The organism is Paenibacillus sp. FSL H3-0469 (assembly GCF_038051945.1).
Lineage (GTDB): Bacteria > Bacillota > Bacilli > Paenibacillales > Paenibacillaceae > Paenibacillus_AQ.
This window is the reverse complement of record NZ_CP150302.1, coordinates 4,269,883-4,286,141: the sequence shown is the minus strand read 5'-3', so window position 1 is coordinate 4,286,141 and position 16,259 is coordinate 4,269,883. Positions and strand designations below refer to the sequence as shown.

At 50.8% G+C, this 16,259-nt stretch carries 19 protein-coding genes and 1 pseudogene; 12 read left to right on the top strand and 8 right to left on the bottom strand.

The window, feature by feature from the left end:
• The first annotated feature begins 19 nt into the window (after window positions 1-19).
• Both tnpA and tnpB read left to right on the top strand, forming a co-directional pair.
• Window positions 20-421 carry an IS200/IS605 family transposase gene (gene tnpA, locus NSS83_RS18780; protein WP_341346249.1) on the top strand — a complete coding sequence of 134 codons (402 nt, stop codon included), beginning with the start codon at window positions 20-22 and terminating at the stop codon, window positions 419-421.
• A gap of 6 nt (window positions 422-427) precedes the next feature.
• A pseudogene (tnpB, locus tag NSS83_RS18775) lies at window positions 428-1,500 on the top strand (IS200/IS605 family element RNA-guided endonuclease TnpB).
• Window positions 1,501-1,585: 85 nt separating this feature from the next.
• Here the strand turns inward: tnpB and NSS83_RS18770 are convergent.
• Entirely contained in the window at window positions 1,586-2,215 is a 630-nt protein-coding gene (locus NSS83_RS18770) for a pentapeptide repeat-containing protein (RefSeq protein WP_341183323.1), read from the bottom strand.
• 103 nt (window positions 2,216-2,318) lie between these two features.
• Between NSS83_RS18770 and NSS83_RS18765 the strand changes: the two genes are divergently transcribed.
• The 10 genes from NSS83_RS18765 to NSS83_RS18720 all read left to right on the top strand — a co-directional run bounded on the left by NSS83_RS18765 (window position 2,319) and on the right by NSS83_RS18720 (window position 8,881).
• A complete protein-coding gene (locus NSS83_RS18765) occupies window positions 2,319-2,891 on the top strand; it encodes a hypothetical protein (protein ID WP_341183324.1) in 573 nt (190 codons plus the stop codon).
• A gap of 6 nt (window positions 2,892-2,897) precedes the next feature.
• Entirely contained in the window at window positions 2,898-3,521 is a 624-nt protein-coding gene (locus NSS83_RS18760) for a hypothetical protein (RefSeq protein WP_341183325.1), read from the top strand.
• A gap of 34 nt (window positions 3,522-3,555) precedes the next feature.
• Window positions 3,556-3,828, top strand: a complete 273-nt coding sequence (locus tag NSS83_RS18755) for a hypothetical protein (RefSeq protein ID WP_341183326.1) — start codon at window positions 3,556-3,558, stop codon at window positions 3,826-3,828.
• 37 nt (window positions 3,829-3,865) lie between these two features.
• Entirely contained in the window at window positions 3,866-4,402 is a 537-nt protein-coding gene (locus tag NSS83_RS18750; RefSeq protein WP_341183327.1) for a hypothetical protein, read from the top strand.
• Between the two features lie 32 nt (window positions 4,403-4,434).
• Window positions 4,435-4,905, top strand: a complete 471-nt coding sequence (locus NSS83_RS18745) for an SMI1/KNR4 family protein (RefSeq protein WP_341183328.1) — start codon at window positions 4,435-4,437, stop codon at window positions 4,903-4,905.
• A 29-nt stretch (window positions 4,906-4,934) separates the two neighbouring features.
• A complete protein-coding gene (locus tag NSS83_RS18740) occupies window positions 4,935-5,495 on the top strand; it encodes a DUF4303 domain-containing protein (protein ID WP_341346248.1) in 561 nt (186 codons plus the stop codon).
• A 44-nt stretch (window positions 5,496-5,539) separates the two neighbouring features.
• Entirely contained in the window at window positions 5,540-6,277 is a 738-nt protein-coding gene (locus NSS83_RS18735) for a hypothetical protein (RefSeq protein WP_341346247.1), read from the top strand.
• A gap of 25 nt (window positions 6,278-6,302) precedes the next feature.
• Window positions 6,303-7,391 (top strand): ankyrin repeat domain-containing protein, encoded by a 1,089-nt coding sequence (locus NSS83_RS18730; protein ID WP_341346246.1) that lies wholly within the window; start codon window positions 6,303-6,305, stop codon window positions 7,389-7,391.
• A 17-nt stretch (window positions 7,392-7,408) separates the two neighbouring features.
• Window positions 7,409-8,386 (top strand): sigma-70 family RNA polymerase sigma factor, encoded by a 978-nt coding sequence (locus NSS83_RS18725; RefSeq protein WP_341183332.1) that lies wholly within the window; start codon window positions 7,409-7,411, stop codon window positions 8,384-8,386.
• Between the two features lie 75 nt (window positions 8,387-8,461).
• On the top strand, window positions 8,462-8,881 hold the full coding sequence (locus NSS83_RS18720; RefSeq protein WP_341183333.1) for a VOC family protein: 420 nt from the start codon (window positions 8,462-8,464) through the stop codon (window positions 8,879-8,881).
• Window positions 8,882-9,271: 390 nt separating this feature from the next.
• Here NSS83_RS18720 and NSS83_RS18715 read toward each other — a convergent pair whose 3' ends face one another.
• The 7 genes from NSS83_RS18715 to NSS83_RS18685 form a co-directional block, all read right to left on the bottom strand.
• Window positions 9,272-10,033, bottom strand: coding sequence for a class I SAM-dependent methyltransferase (locus tag NSS83_RS18715; RefSeq protein ID WP_341183334.1), 762 nt, complete (start codon window positions 10,031-10,033; stop codon window positions 9,272-9,274).
• A gap of 94 nt (window positions 10,034-10,127) precedes the next feature.
• Window positions 10,128-11,033 carry an alpha/beta hydrolase-fold protein gene (locus NSS83_RS18710; protein ID WP_341183335.1) on the bottom strand — a complete coding sequence of 302 codons (906 nt, stop codon included), beginning with the start codon at window positions 11,031-11,033 and terminating at the stop codon, window positions 10,128-10,130.
• Between the two features lie 331 nt (window positions 11,034-11,364).
• Window positions 11,365-12,099 carry an ABC transporter permease gene (locus NSS83_RS18705; RefSeq protein ID WP_341346245.1) on the bottom strand — a complete coding sequence of 245 codons (735 nt, stop codon included), beginning with the start codon at window positions 12,097-12,099 and terminating at the stop codon, window positions 11,365-11,367.
• The gene (locus tag NSS83_RS18700) at window positions 12,077-13,015 is read right to left on the bottom strand and encodes an ABC transporter ATP-binding protein (protein ID WP_341346244.1); all 939 of its coding nucleotides are present in this window, start codon (window positions 13,013-13,015) and stop codon (window positions 12,077-12,079) included. Before NSS83_RS18700 ends, NSS83_RS18705 begins: the two co-directional genes overlap by 23 nt.
• Window positions 13,016-13,035: 20 nt before the next feature.
• Window positions 13,036-13,962 (bottom strand): sensor histidine kinase, encoded by a 927-nt coding sequence (locus NSS83_RS18695; RefSeq protein ID WP_341346243.1) that lies wholly within the window; start codon window positions 13,960-13,962, stop codon window positions 13,036-13,038.
• Window positions 13,955-14,647 carry a response regulator transcription factor gene (locus tag NSS83_RS18690; RefSeq protein ID WP_341185176.1) on the bottom strand — a complete coding sequence of 231 codons (693 nt, stop codon included), beginning with the start codon at window positions 14,645-14,647 and terminating at the stop codon, window positions 13,955-13,957. Before NSS83_RS18690 ends, NSS83_RS18695 begins: the two co-directional genes overlap by 8 nt.
• Window positions 14,648-14,707: 60 nt before the next feature.
• Complete coding sequence (locus NSS83_RS18685; RefSeq protein WP_341183338.1) at window positions 14,708-16,123, bottom strand: alpha/beta fold hydrolase; 1,416 nt, start codon at window positions 16,121-16,123, stop codon at window positions 14,708-14,710.
• Window positions 16,124-16,259: the final 136 nt, after the last annotated feature.

Sequence of the window (16,259 nt, the reverse complement as noted above, 5' to 3'; positions counted from 1 at the left end):
GGAAAGGTTAGTGAAATCAATGGAATTAGACTCGAATAACCATTCAGTGTTCTCCCTTCACTTCCACCTTATTCTAGTCATCAAGTATCGTAGGAAAGTCATTACAGATCCAATATCCGAACGTCTGAAAGAGATATTTGCATACATTCAGCCTACTTACAATGTGACTTTGCAGGAATGGAATCATGACAGGGATCACGTTCATATTCTAATGAAAACTCATCCTAATACCGACATTTCTAAATTTCTCAACGCTTATAAGAGTGCATCATCTAGGCTGATCAAAAAGGAGTTTCCTACCCTCCGAAAATCACTTTGGAAAGAGGCTTTTTGGTCACGCTCCTATTGCTTGCTTACAACGGGTGGAGCGCCAATAGACGTTATTCAAAAATACATCGAAAACCAAGGTGTGAGAGGGTGATCGCCATTGCTGAAAGCCTACAAATACCGTATCTATCCAAGCCATGGGCAACAACACTACTTCGCTAAAGTGTTCGGATGCGTTCGCTTCATCTACAACAGAATGCTTGCAGATAAAATTGAACATTACAAGCAAACGGAAACGATGCTGAGGAATACACCCGCACAATACAAAAAGGAATTCGACTGGCTGAAAGAAGTCGATAGCCTTGCCTTAGCGAATACACAACTAAATTTAGACAAGGCGTATAAGAATTTTTTCGGGATAAGAAAACGGGACTTCCTAAATTCAAGAGCAAGAAGACGAATAATCATAGCTTCACAACGAATAACCAAAAGGGAACAGTGGCTATAGAGGATGGATATCTCAAGATTCCAAAGCTAAAAACGGGTATCAAAATCAAGCTGCACCGCCCATTCGTGGAGCTGATCAAATCATGCACGATTTCAAAAACACCAACGGGAAAGTATTATGCTTCCGTATTGGTTGAAACGGATATCGTCCAGTTGCCCAACATGCATACGAAGATTGGCGTTGATCTTGGGCTGAAAGACTTTGCTATTACTTCAAATGGCGAAATCATATCCAATCCTAAATACTTGCGTACGTCTGAAAAGCGATTAGCGAAGCTGCAAAAGGATGTATCGCGGAAGAAGAAGGGAAGCCATAACCGTCATAAGGCTAGGCTGAAAGTTGCCAAGCACCATGAAAAAATAGCGAATCAGCGTAAAGACTTCTTGCATAAAACGTCTGCCAAAATGATAAACGAAAACCAAGTTATCGTGATGGAAGACTTACGTGTAAAGAATATGATGCAGAATCACAAACTTGCAAAAGCGATTAGTGAGGTATCTTGGAGTATGTTCCGTTCGATGCTTGAATATAAGGCTCAATGGTATGGCAGAGAACTGATTATTGCCCCTAAGCACTATGCAAGCAGTCAGCTTTGCTCCTGTTGCGGTTATAAGAACGCAGAGGTGAAGAATCTCGCCTTGCGAGAGTGGACTTGTCCAGAATGTAACGCGCATCATGATCGGGATGTAAACGCTGCTCAAAACCTACTGAAACTAGCCATGTGATATTGCAATGATTGGGCTAGGGACTAGCCTTTGAGCTTGGGTAAACTTGGAGCAGTAGCTTCATTGACCAAGAAGCCGCCACCTCTTAGGTGGATGGTAGTTCACCATGATCCTGTATCGTATTCCCCCACTCAGGGAGCAAGCGGGCCTCTCCCGCAAAGCGGCTTCCGGCGATTGAGCCGTTTTGAAACAGCGCCCCCTCAAAGCTGCATTCCTCGAACCGGCAATACAACAATAAGGCACTGCGGAAGTTGGCGTCATCAAAGCGGCAGCGGGTGAAGGACACATCATTTGCGATCACTTTGCTTAAGTTGCAGCCTGTGAAATCACAATCCTGGAACGACTTGCTGAGTCTGGCGCCATTCAGCTTCGCTCCCCGGAAGGAACAGTGATTGAAGGTATGGGTCACGAATCTGTTGTCCAGTCTTACACCGTCCAGGCAACAACGGGTGAGCGTTGAGGTGTTGGGGCTTGCCGCATCCTCGAAGCGTGAGTAAGAGAAATCAATATCCTGTAGAGTGAGGTACTGTATGCTCTCGGTCAGAGTAACTCCCCGGTAATCCTTGAGTCCTGTTTCCGTCAATCCATAAGGGGAGATGGGAAAGGAACGGTCCTTTTGATGGAGATTATGTTTACCTGAAATCGCGGCTAGACGGCGGTTCACTTCAGAGAGCTGGTCGTCCTGCCATCTGGCCAAGAGGAATTTCTTATTCAAGGTAGCCCCTCCTTACATTAATTTGGTAAAATAAATGAAATCTAGTTTATATGTTAGTATGCCAAGTCACTATAGACAAGCCATTAAAGGAGGCCATCCACCCGTGGGAAGATCGTTTGCAAATCTGCATATCAAGTCAGGTGACCTGGAAAAGACCCTGAAAGCCTTACAGGAGCTGACCGGCAAGCATGGCAAAGTACTGGGTTATCCTGACACACCGGAGCGTAAGGCCGTTATCTATGTAAGCCAAAGTAATGAGGGCTGGATCAGCGTGCTTCACGATTATTTCGTATGGGGTACGGTGAAAAAGGCAGGCAGAACGTTGTCCGGGCTGCTACAGGAGCCGGTGATGACGGTGGCATATATGAATGAGGAGATCTTCGAGCTGTCGTTCTTTGAGCAGGGGGAGATCCAGGCCGAACGAATCTTCTGTGAGCCGTGGACCCGGGAGGAAATTGAACAGCTGCGGGAAGAGCGTATAGCTGACGAATATATCCAGCGGGTGCTCGGGATGCAAGCGGAGGAGGAGAGCTTCGGCGCATTCATCAGCCTTACGGGCCCGGAGCAAGCGGTGAAACGGCTGTCTGAAATTACTGGAATGTCTCTATGGAGCGATGCGGAATGGTTACCGTATGAAGAGACGCTCAGAGCGCGCTTTGTTACGTATGAATGGTAGAAGAAGATGCTAAAAAACAGCGGATTCTACAAGCTGCGCTTCTTCATCACACCCGAGGAGCTTAAGAGAGTTGTAGAGCTTCTGGAGCCCACGCAGGTGCGGTATTATTTAACCAATTATACCCATACAGAGCATGATCAGAATCAGGTGGTGGAGGCGTATCGCGCCTTCTATCAATATTATACAGCTGCGGAAAAAGAGAGCGGGGTGCGCCCTTTCTTCATCTATTCGATGCCGGTTCTGCCGGATACGGAGAGCTTTGGTTTTTTTGCGAGAAATGAGGGGATTTCTATTCCCTATCACGGGCAATGGGCAGAGAACGAGCTGCCCTGCATTATGATCTCCTGCCCTAAGGGGCACCGAGTCAATGCTCAGGATGAGCAAGGGGAGTATTATCTCTATGAGGATGTGCGGGAGCACAAGCCGCTGAGCTATGCCCTGTACAAGGAAATTACCGGCTCTATTCAAAAAATGACCAAGCCTCTCCGCTTCTCCGCGCAAGACCCGGAGGCGATGGCGGAACAGAAGCCCTCTGCACGCATAAGCCGTGCGGCGGCTGAAGATTTAAGCGACTCCTGGATGGTCAGACAATACGGACTCGTGATCCATAGGCAGCCAGGGCCTAGCTGATCTATTGGATTATCCATGAAAGGGAGGGGAACAGATGGCGCTGAAGTTGGTGTGTACCTGGGGCGTGCTGGCTTTATCATGCGGTGCGGTATGGTGGAGCTTCAAGACCGAAAAGCTGATCACCGTCTCCTGGCTGATGTTCCTGCTCCCTGCGATTCTCCAGCTTATTGCTGCTGTGCGGATCGGGCCGGGCAAAGCCAAGTTATTTCTTGTATTCGGCTGTATTAATCTGTTGTTCGCGGCCCTGACCGGTGCGGCCGTCTGGTATCTGGTCCAACTGGCAGACGCCTATAGAAGGGGGAAATAATTCAAGCATGTCTTAAGCGCGGGGGAGGGGTGCTAATATGCAACTGGGTTTTACGCTGGATACCCATGGAACCTGTGTGGGTGTACTTAGAGATGAATTGATGCCGTTAGAGGAACTGGCAAATACATGGGAGTTTCCCTATGCTATCTTTGTGGTGTTCCGGGTATTGCCTGATAGCTATGGGCGGAGAACGTTCAGACGTTTTGACAGCGGGGATCATACCCTCTATCTGGATCTCAGCCTAAGCTACGAGTTGTACCAGCGCATGTCCAAGAACGAGCAGCGCGAGGCCTTGGGCATTCACCTGTACAGCTATCTGGCAGAATCCCTTGCCAAGTATACCAAGCATGCCGGTAAGACTGCCCAAGCTGAGCTGCTGGAACGGGTGAAATGCTGGATGCTGGCCAATAACTGGCTGGAGGGGAAAATCCATCAGGCACGCCTCCTCCTCTCCGGGGAGATCGGACTCTATGAGGTTAGCCGGACCTTAAAGCTGCCGCTGGAGGAGATTGAGTATATCCTGCTGCGCATGAATAGTGATGCACCAGCCGCTGTTCATCCTGATAATCTATAATCATCCCTTAGCAGGGGAGAGGGGAGCATACTATGTATGAGCATCTAACCGAGAAATTGAGCAAGCCTTCCGCGATAAGGTGGTTTCCGGGCCATGGGGCCGAGGAGAGCTGGATTGCCGATGCCGAGGAGGAGTTAGGCTTCAAGCTGCCGCCGTCTTACCGCTGGTGGCTGACCCAGTATGGGGGGGCCAGCCTGGGGGACGGGCAAATTCTGACGCTGGTTGCTCCTGAGCATAGGGAGTATACCGACTGGGATCTGCTGTATATCCACAGGCTGAATCTGGCGGAGGAATGGTGGGTAGCCCGGTTTCCGCATCGCATGGATCTGTTCGTGCCGGATAGCGATGAGCTGTATTACTTCGACACCTCTTCCCCCGATGAACAGGGAGAATTTCCGGTCATGCGTTATGACCTGATGAATGATCTGATCGAGGAATACGCCCCGACATTCGCCGGATTCCTGGAGCAGCTGATTGATGAGCGTTCTCCTAGAATTCCTTAGTGGAGCAGCCAGTTAGAGGGAGGACAGCCATGAATACAGCGCAGGAAACAGAACGGTTGGCGGCGGAGATTGCGGAGGCGGCCCGGAGGGCGTTCCGCGGGCTTTTTGCGAATGGGGAGCATTATTATTACTGTACGTTATACACAACGGGTGAGGGACATGCGCCAAGCATCTCCGCCTGGTCGCGGGAAGCACTGGAGCAGGAAGCGGCCAGACAGGCAGAGGACGGCAGCACGCCGGCAGCAGAGATCGCCGGGCTGATCAAATGGTCTTATGCCGATTCGCCTTATTGCTGCTTCGGGGATGAGCATTTCGATGAGGTCAAGCAGTCCTTCCAGGCGCGTCCGTCCATTGCAGTGTTGGAGGCTGACGCAGGGAATCATGAGTTCGTGCTGCGGCTGGAGGCCATGGAGCTGGCGATGCGGATGCTGGATGCTGAGGGGCTGTTCGCGCTCAATCAGCCGCGTGAGGACGTATGCGTGCTTGCCGAGGTGATGCCGCCGGATGAGGGGAATACGGACATTGCCCTGCGGCTGAACCGGGCAGAATCTCCGGCGATGCAGGCCTGGCTGGCGGAAGCAGCAGAATAAGATTATTGATGAATAACTCACGCTGGAAACCGGGGGAATGCCGAATGTATATCGTATCTGAGCCCAAACGGCTGTCAGAGCATCACAGGCAGCAGCTCGAAGCAGAGAACACCGTTCTGTATCCGCCAGCGTACCTCCAGTTCTTACAGCAGTATGGTGAAGGGACGTATCGCGGGTGGATGAATGTGCAGCTGCCTGACCCGGAGGTACTGCGGCCTTTTGCCGAATACGGGTTATGGGAGCATGATGAAGACAGCCCTATAACGGAGCAGCAGATCGGCGAGTGTACCGCTATCGGGTCCACTGTGGACGGTGATTTCCTGGCGGTCCATCCCCGGGTGAACGGGCTGCTGTGGCTGCCTCGTTATGCGGAGCAGATTCAAGCGATCCCGCTGCCAGCCGTGGAAGAGGAAGAGGCTGTTGGCTATGCCCTCATCCTGGACGGCATCTACCGCCGGATGTATGGGCGGAGCCAGGAGGAGAGCGTCTATTATGAGCCGTGGACGGGGACCCGCGAGCATTTCTTCCTGCGGATGCCGCCGGGAGCGGGCCGGCTGGCGCTCACGGAGCTGGCTGACCTGTACCGGGCGGACCATCCGCCGGATCTCTTCATTGCTAATCCTTACGTCTGCTACCTGTTCTATCGGGAGCTGGGGGGCTATATCCGCCTGAATCTGGCGGGTGGGCAGGAGGTAGCCGTCTTCTATGAGCAGGCTGCCGGGCAGGTATCTGCCAGGATGAAAGAGTGGCTTCTGTCGATGGGCTGCGAGCTGTATGCTTAGGAGTGAAGAATAAGGAGGGGTGCGGATGATTGTCCTGAAGGACATAGGGAAATTCGAGGTACTGCCGGAGCGGGCGCTGCAGATCTATCAGGGGGATGTTCCGGCCTTGCAGGCTGCGATTGCTGCGGGCTGGGATATCGAAGCGGAGCTAGAGCTTAGCAAGCGTACCACGATCAGTCCGCTAGACCTGGCAATTATTACCCTGCAGACCGGGGTAGTGAAGCTGCTGGTGGAGCATGGCGCGAAGCTGAATGTCCGCCAGAATCCGGCCTTCCTGCGGGCGGTCCGTTATGGCAAGGAGGATATCGTCCGCTACCTTGCTGCACAGGGCGCGAAGCTGGACCTGCTCAGCCGGACAGGATCGGGCGCTTATTCACAGGCCTACTATGGCAACAAGAATAATATCCCGCTGATCCATGAGCTGGGTCTGGACATCCGGCAACATGCTGGTGCCGTGCTGCGGCAAGCTGCCTCGGACCATGATCTGAAGACCCTTACCTATCTGCTGGATCAGGGAGTGGATATCAACTACAACAAGCCGGATATGGTCTATCCTTACGGGGCGACGCCGCTGACGGTGGCTGCCCGGATGGGGAATCTGAACATGGTCCGCTTCCTGGTAGAACGCGGTGCGGACATAATGATAGCGGAGAAGGACGGTGAGCGGCCGTATACGATTGCGGTCGGCAGCAAGCATACTGGCATGGCGGAATACCTGAAATCGCTGGAACCGCCGGATGTCCATAATGCAGCGAACAAGAAAGCGGAGCTGGCCAAATATAAACTGCCGGATGAACTGGTCGAATTCCTTACCGGGGACGAGCTGCGCCTGACGCTGGTCCCCAATGAGTATGAGATCGGGTACATTGACTTCTTCAGCTTCACTGACACGATAGAGATGAAGGCTGGCCGGCGCAAGCTGCTGCGCCTGTCTGCCGATATCGACAATTATTCCGGTCTGGTGCTGGTCTGGAATCCGCAGAAGAAGGGGCAGCTCGGCTGTTATGATGTGGAGCATCAGACGTATGCAGATCTGTGCAGCTTCCCGGAATTCCTTGAGCAGCCTGAACATTACCTCATACAGTTCATGGAGGGAGAGCTGGACGGATCATGAAGGAGAGGCTGTCTGAAATGAATCATAACTATGAGACCCCTGAGACCCCTGCGACCCCCGAGACTCTGAACGGGCTGGAGGATATGCGCTCCGAGCTAACCGGGTATTGTTACCGAATGATGGGTTCTATCTTCGAGGCGGAGGATGCCGTCCAGGATACTATGATCCGGGCCTGGAAGCACCAGGAGCAGGTGAGGCAGCAGGCCTCACGCAGGGCCTGGATGTACCGAATTGCCACCAATGTCTGTCTGGACCGGCTGAGAAGTGCCAAGCGAAGGGCGCTGCCGATGGATCTCTCGGAACCGGCCGCTGCCATTACGGAGCCTCGGGAGAGCCTGCCTCAGCATTCCTGGATCTGGCCCGCTCCGGGCTATGTGGATGACCCGGGCAATATCATGGTCAGCAGAGAGACCCTCCGGCTGTCCTTCATTGCACTGCTTCAGCTGCTGCCGCCCCGCCAGCGTGCCGTATTGATTCTGCAGGAGGTCTTCCGGTGGTCGGCAGCCGAGACCGCCGGGGCACTGGAGATGACCGTGGCCGCAGTGAACAGCGCAATGCAGCGGGCACGGGCAACCATGGCGAAGGCACAGCTCCGGTCCGAGGCCTTGCAGGCTGACGATGATGAAGTGGACGAAGGACTGATTACCAGGTACGTGGAGGCTTTTGAACAATACAATATTGCGGCGCTACTCGCCTTATTCCAGGAGAACGGCAGCCTGTCGATGCCGCCATTTACGATGTGGGTGCAAGGCGGCGCGGATCTCGCGGCCTTCTACCAGATCACACGCAGTCACTGTGTGGGCTCGCGGTTGATGCCGGTCCGAGTGAATGGGAACCGGCCTGCCGTTGCCCAATATGTTCCCTCTGGAGAAGACGGATTGCTGGTCCCGTGGGCGATTCATGTGCTTGAGCTGAGCGGGGGGAAGATCGCGCATGTTCATCATTTTATAGATACTGAATTATTTATTCGCTTCGGATTGCCGGAGCACCGATGATTCTGCCGCGGCCGGAACGTCTATACTAATGAATCACACAGGCAATTCCAATCCGAACTCAAGGAGGAACACACAATGACAGTCAAACTTACTCCCTACATCACTCTGGAGGGGCGCACGCAGGAGGCTATTCAGTTCTATGCACAGACTATGGGTGCTGAAGTTCTCTCCATCCTGACGTATGGTGATATGCCGGACCTCCCGGACACGTTCCCGGATGAGGTACGGAGTCTGGTGGCCCATGCCAAGGTACAGGTGGGCGGCACGGAGCTGATGTTCTCGGATACTCCCGGCGGTACGCCGGTTGAGAGCGGGAAGCGGGTTACGATTTGCGTTACTACGGATAGTGTGGAGGAGTCGCGGAGAATTTTTGATGCGCTGCAGGAGGGCGGTCAAATCAATATGCCGTTTCGGGAGGAGCCGTTCAGCCCCGGCTTCGGCGATCTGACGGATAAGTTCGGGGTGACGTTCCAGATTTATACGGAGCTTGGGTAGAGTAGAGATGATTGGAGAAGGCTGCACGCGATGAGCGTGCAGCCTTCTTTTGCTCTCTGGCGAATACATCGACCAAAATGTAATCGAAAAACCGATCACATTCGGCGTTGCGTGGGTGAGTGGACTAGATGTAATCGAAAAACCGATCACATTTGGCGTTGCATGGGCGCGTGGACCAAATGTAATCGAAAAACCGATCACATTCGGCATTGCATGGGCGCGTGGACCCAATGTAATCGAAAAACCGATCACATTCGGCGTTGCGTAGGCGGGTGGGGCAAATGTATGCGAATAACTGAACATAATCGCCTTGGCGTAAGGCCAGGGGCTCCGGATCTACCCATGTGTGGTGCGCAGCAGAACGTAATTATCCGTTAGGTGAGTCTGTATTTACACTTTTCGCACAATCGCCAGTGCATGCAAACTATACCCGAGCAGACTCTTATCCTCACAAGTCCGCAGATGAAACTGAAGCCAGTGTTCGAAATCTTCTGGCTGCGCCCCATTAATATGGTTAGCTAGAAGATAGCCGATCCCGTCTGTTCCAAGATGGGCAACGATCTCTGTATGATAGGCTGCGGCCATGTGTTCCATTTCCTGAGGTGACATATGTAGGAATAGACCATCCTTCGTCTGGTTGGTATGCCAGGTAAGTACATCTTCCATGTTCCTGAGTCCATCACTTATGCTCAATACCGAAACGGCGGCATTGTTAATATAGGAGACCGCGAGTAATCCGCCCGGCTTCAGTACGCGCAGGCATTCGGTCATGGCAAGCTGCCGGTCTTCATTGCCGATATGATAAAAGGCCCCCATGTTCAAAACAACATCAAAAACTCCGCTGTCAAAACGTGATAAATCCGTGATGCTTCCTGTATACATATCAGCCAACACCGGGCGTACGCGCTGCTTCTCTCTGATGATGCCTACATTATGAGGAACAATATCTCCGGCAACTACCTTATGCCCCATTTCTGCAAGCTGAAAGGAGTAATTCCCCGTTCCTGCACAGCCGTCAAGAATGTAGGCTTCCGGCTTAAGCAGCTTTTTGAAGTAAGACATCGTTGTGATCCATTCGATCTGATGCCCGTTATCCCTGAACAGCCTTCCCTCCTCATCATAGGAATCATAGTAATCGGTTATCGCATCCATCGTAGTGCCCTCCTTGTAGTATGGCCGGGCTTATCTTGAAATGCTGCCCTCCCCCTACCTTAGCGGATCAGGGGAAGGCAGGCTATGATCAGGATTACTTGAAGATCCGCTGCGAGAACTGATACAGTCCGCTGCTCCAGACCTTGCCTTCATGTCCGCCGACATCCAGATACCACAGATGCGGGACATTCATGCTGGTCAGGCTGTTATGGAAATTCTGGCTGATATACAAGAGGCCGTCCGAAGCGCCGCAGGAGATCCAGAGCAGCTTCAGCTGGCTGGCCGTCTGCGCCGGATTAGTGATCAGCTGTGAGGCCGACTTCGTATTCGGAGCAGAGGAGAACGCGCCGATCCAGGAGAACTTGTCCAGATGCTTCAGGCCGAAGTTCAGGGTCTGCCCGCCGCCCATGGATAAGCCGGCCAGGGCGCGGTTCTGCTTATTCTTGTATACCGGGAAGTGGGAGTCGACATAAGGAATGAGGTCATTGATCAGGTCAAATTCAAACCGCTCGAAGGCGGCTACCTTGTCCGGTGCATAAATATCGCCGATCGGGCGGTCATCGGCCATAGCGCGGCCGTTCGGGAACACGACAATCATCGGCTCCAGCTTGTTCTCAGAGTACAGGTTGTCCAGGATATTACGCGGATTCATCCCGTTCAGCCATTCGTTCTGATCCCCGCCGATGCCGTGCAGCAGGTAGAGAACATTGTAGGTCTTGGATGGGGTATAGCCCGGAGGGGTGTATACCATCGCGTTTCTTGACTTGCCTACGGTAGTCGAATAATAAGAAATCTGCTGTACGTTGCCGTGCGGAATATTATTGCGGTAAGATGCATAGCCTTGCGGAGCCGGAGTGATGGTGCTGGTTACAGCCGCGGCGGCATCCGCAGAGAGGCTCAGATCCTGATCCTCTGTCACAGGCGATGCATAAGACATTGCAGGCAACAGCAGGGCTGTGGCCAGAGCCAGACTTGCAATACGGGTCATAATTTTTTTCATTTCATATATCCTCCTTTGGTTGATTAGTGAACCCAAATCGCCTTTCCTCTTAAAAACGGAGTCACTCCCCTTTCCGGCATAATATGTAAGCGCATCCATCTTGAGGATACCATAATTAACATATTATGTAAATTGTTTTTTCATCTCTGCTTTTCAGTGAATTGTCATTTGCAAATGGAACTATAAAGCGCTTTAAAAAGACCGTCAGGGAGATCTTCCCTGACGGTTTTTCTAACTTGCATTCGCCGTGTTACTAAGTTGGCTATTTTACAATCCGGTTGCGATACTGAGCATCATGCTTGCGTATGATGAACGCCGGTACTTGCCCCTGTCAATAAGGAAAAACGTCAAGTAGAACATCTTTCCTTTCGACTTTATAGAGGGTCTCGAATGCGGCTGCTACTCCAGCGGCCGCGAAAATCAGACTGATCCACGGATTTGAACTGAAGATTATGTCGTTGTTTGGAGCGTTAATCGGCAAATACAGAATGATTGCCAGAACGAACGACGCAATAAGCAGAGCTGTCGCCGATCTTTTGCGCATTCCGATGCTTAGAGGGATGAAGCTCGCGGCCACAGTCAGAAGGGACTGGAATCCCGTTTCCCCAATAAGTCGCCTATCGGCGAACACCGAGATCGGTTCTGGAATGAAGTGTGTAAATGGGTTGACAACGTAAAAGAAAGCAACCGAAACCGACATGGAAACGAGCATGAAGACGAACCCGAGCAACATGACTAAAAGGAGTTTGGCAAGCAGCAGATTCCTCCGTGAAATGGGATAGAGGAACAGAGTCGAGATGGTACCGGTTTTATACTCCCCGACTACGAGCTGTGCTAGCAGAATAGCCATTAACAGGGTAGCTGATATCTTCACCATCGTTAGCGCAGTCTTATAAACAAACTCATAGTTGACATAACTAGGATACATCACTTGAACGTCAAGCGGGTCTAATACGGACAAGAGGGAATAAATGATTCCAACAATTGCAGCATTCAGAAGGCAAAAGCCGATGATGTAAGGGCCGAGCTTAATCTTTTTGAGCTCAAGTTTCATCAGACGAATCATCTCGATCCTTCCCTTCCATCATTCGAATGAAAAAGTCCTCAAGCGTATGGGAGTTATGCGTTATTTCATCTATCTTCACGTCGTGCATGACCAGCGTTTTGACAATCATTGCGGAGTCCAGTGAGGATTCATAGATCCGTATAGTGTTCGGACCGATCACAAGATACTTCGTTATGTCCAATAGCGTATCCAGAAGCGCTACCGCTTTCTTGCAATCACTCGTCCTCACTTCCAGATATCCTGTGTGAGCCTCTCTAATATGAGTCATGGACGCTTCCTTCATGAGCCTGCCCTCGCGTAATATCCCAACGGTATCCGCCATTTGCTCCAGCTCTCCCATATGATGGCTGGAAATGACGATCGACATCCCGTACTGCTGGTTCAAATTGCGAAATACATGACGCAGCATATGAATTCCGATTGTATCTATTCCGTTCGCAGGTTCATCAACAATCAGCAGCGGAGGTTTCAACATGATGGCTCTTGCAAGCCCCAGCTTCTTCGTGAAGCCAAGAGAATAGGTATGTACCGGCTTTCCCGCAACTCCTCCCAAGTTCAGAAGCTCTATCGCTTCGTCTACAACCCTCTCATCATAATATCCCATGTATTTACAGTGCAACTCCAGGTTTTCTCTACCGGACATCCTCTCGTAGAAACGCGGAGTTCCGATCAAACACCCGACCTGTTGAAAGTGTTGATAGGATCGATGACCGATACGTCTGCCAAAAAGTTCAATCTCTCCGCTTAGTGGCTTCCATAAACCCGTCAGCAGCTTAAAAAGAGTCGTTTTCCCGGAGCCATTCGAACCAATCAGTCCGTATATTTCCCCCTGCCTCACCTGCATGTTCAGTCGAACGATTATGTTCTTTCCTGCCACCTGCTTCGAAAGGTCATTCGTTCTTACGACGTAAGACACAGCATCATCCCTCATCTAATTTAAATTCGCTTAAGCTGCACGGTCACTATCGTTTTTTCGAAGGGCTGGCTCTCCAATCGAATGCAGCCCCCCATTTTTTCCACAAGCCGCTTGGAGATCGAGAGACCCAGCCCCGTTCCTTTTTCGCTTCGCATGTGAGGGAGGTCATTTTCTGTCCGGTAGAGCCGTTCAAATACGAGTTCTTGCTCAAGCTTGCTTATTCCTCTGCCACGATCCCACACTTCGACATTTACAAACGGCCCTTCTTCGCGCAGCGCCATGCCGATTACGCTCCCGTCGGAGCCGTACCGAATCGCATTCGAGAGCAGATTTTGCAGAATTCGATTGAAAGCTTCTTCATTACCCAACGTATAGACTGGCCTTTCTGAAAGCTGTAGATCGGCTTCAAGACCTTTGGATTCCATATCATGGTAGAAAAGGAGGATATTTCGTCTGCATAATTCAGTCACGTTGATTTTCGCTAGCGGAAGCTCCAAATCCTCCGATTCCAGTTGTACCAGTTCAAAAAAACGATTGATCAACAGGACGATCTCCTGGACTCGGCTATGGATTTTGAGGAGCAATTGCTCCTTCTCATGTACTGTCATGTTGGGATTGTGAAGAATCGTTTCGATAAGTCCTAAGACAATCGTGAGAGGAGTGCGCAAATCATGCGAGATGTTGGTCAGCATTCTTTTCATCGCCAACTCTTTCTGTACATAGGATATGGATTCGTGCTGGTGGGCTTTAAGCATGCGATTGATTGCAACAAGCAGATATTGGAGAGTGGAATCGTTAGTAGCGAAAAATAACTTTTGCGGTGTATTGCTTGCGAGCATCTCGTTCAAGCTAGTGGCGATAGCACGAATGTCCCGGGTTCGTTTAGTCCGGGACACATAGAGACATATAAGCAGGAAGACAATGACAAGAATCAAGATACTATTCAATGTCCATCTCTCCCCACTTGTATCCGATTCCCCATACAGTTTTGATATAGATAGGGGAAGAAGGAGCGTCTTCTATCTTCTCCCTCAGCCTGCTCATATGTACATTAATGATATTGGCATCTTCGTAATATTCCTCGTTCCACACTCTCTCATAAATCTCTTCTTTCGTGAACACTTTGTTTCGATGAGTCACGAGTAAGTGAAGAATTTGGAATTCCTTCAACGTCAATTGAATCATTTGATCATATTTGTGAACGGAGTAGGTTTCAGGATCGATAATCATTCCCTTCGTCCGAACGATTCTGCTGTGTGGAACAGGGCAATACGAAGCTCGGCGAAGCAATGCCTTCACCCGCGCCACGAGCTCAGTCATGGAGAAGGGCTTCGTTAAATAATCGTCTGCTCCGAACCCAAGCCCGATCGCCTTATCGATCTCCGTCCCTTTGGCGGAAAGGATAAGGACAGGGATAAGACTGCTTGATCGGATTTGCTTCAAGCATTCCATCCCGTCCATACCCGGCAGCATTAAGTCAAGAATGATCATAGCGAAGGAACTCTTCTTCGTAAAGGCGATCACACTCTCCCCGTCAAAAGCGCAGACAACGGAAAATCCCTCAATTGTTAAATATTGCTCAACCATGCGGCTTATCTCCGGATCATCTTCCACAAGCAAAACTCGCTGCAACATGTGATCTCCACCATTTCCAATGATTATGCTGTATGATGATAGTATAACATGGACCGATCACAGACCGTGAAATTGAACGTTAGGATAGCTCTCAATTCGCGAGAAGCTTGTCTTATCTCCTTTAAGATAATAATCGAAGAAGGCGACCGTATACTTGTTAATGATCACGTGCTTTCTTTTAAGGTCCCCTTTCGGCGCAAAAAGCAGGGGCGCATAAAGTGGCAAATCGGAAAAGGTGAGGTGGGAGCTGTTTGGTAAAACGAGCGCTAACGCGCCAGCTGCCAGCATTCTTTCCCTTCGAGCCATCAGATCATCCATATTGGCTTTATGCCAGGCTTTTGGTTTTCCAGACTGTTTCAATACTTCGTCTTCGGTATAGGAATCCAAGGATTTGTTGAAAGCTTCTACATCAAGCGAGGCATCCGCAGCCATCATGAACAACGGTTTATGAAGCAGTTTGAAATCAACCGGTAAACCAAAAATTCCTCCGTCCATATTCAAGGCGGCTTTGACACGCGCATCATTTTGCAGCATGTATACCGATGTGGACCCGCCATATGAGTGTCCAAGCATACCAATACGCTGCAGATCCATTTTGTGCTGGAACCACTCACTGCCATTGAGTTTATCGAGCTGATCCAAGACGAACGTCGCTTCCGTCGCCCAGTCATTCATATGCCGATCCTGTTCGGCTGTTTCTGCCCCGACGAGGTTCTGATGCTCGTCTCGAACGACACGGCCGTCCGGAAAAACCGTTGCCGCGGCATATGTGGGATAATCGATGCTCAAGACGATATAGCCGTGACTCGCCAATTCCTCCATTTGAAACGTGTTCTGATTCCGAACTCCGCCCAAGCCATGCGAGAAGATAAGAACCGGATAAGAGGGCTCCGAGGATGACAGCTTGGTTTCCCAATAAGCATGTGTTCGAATGTGCGCCAAGTGCCGGAAAGTGCCCCCCGGAAACCCCAACATTTTTGACAGGGCTGTCGTCACCTCAGGAACATCTTGAATATAAGCTGTTCGTTTATCGGAGCTTCCCACCTCCGAAGGATACCAGCTTTGAACCATAAGCTCCTTGCCCGCGTCCTGCAGATGAATGACACGGGTTCCGATGGAATAAGAGCCGGTCGGTTTAGCGAATTGAAAGATCGGCATCACCGCAGGAAGAAAGAAGGAAACGACCGCATAAATCGTAAGGACCACAAAACTCGGTACGACGACCCACCATTTTCTTCTGCCGGTCTTGTTCCTTCGGTAAACCATATAGAGCCCTATAAATATAGGCGCGGCGTAACCGGGAATCATCTGCCACCTGGCCCCGTCAATCCCCAAATGAGCAAGCGTAACTATCAGAGCTGCACCTGCGGGCCATTCTTGCCGCCATGAAGCATTCGCCTTTCTCTTCTTCCCGATCACCCAACCTAATAAGCCAAAATTGACGACTAACGTACACAATTCCAGGAAAGTCATTCGTTTCACCCTTTCGCTGTTTCTTAGTTAAAAGTATAACCACCGGAACTTTCTTGTTCATTACGCAATTCTTACTTATCTCTTAAGTCAGGGTTGTTCCAGATTATCTCGGAGATCGGACGCAACGGGTCATACC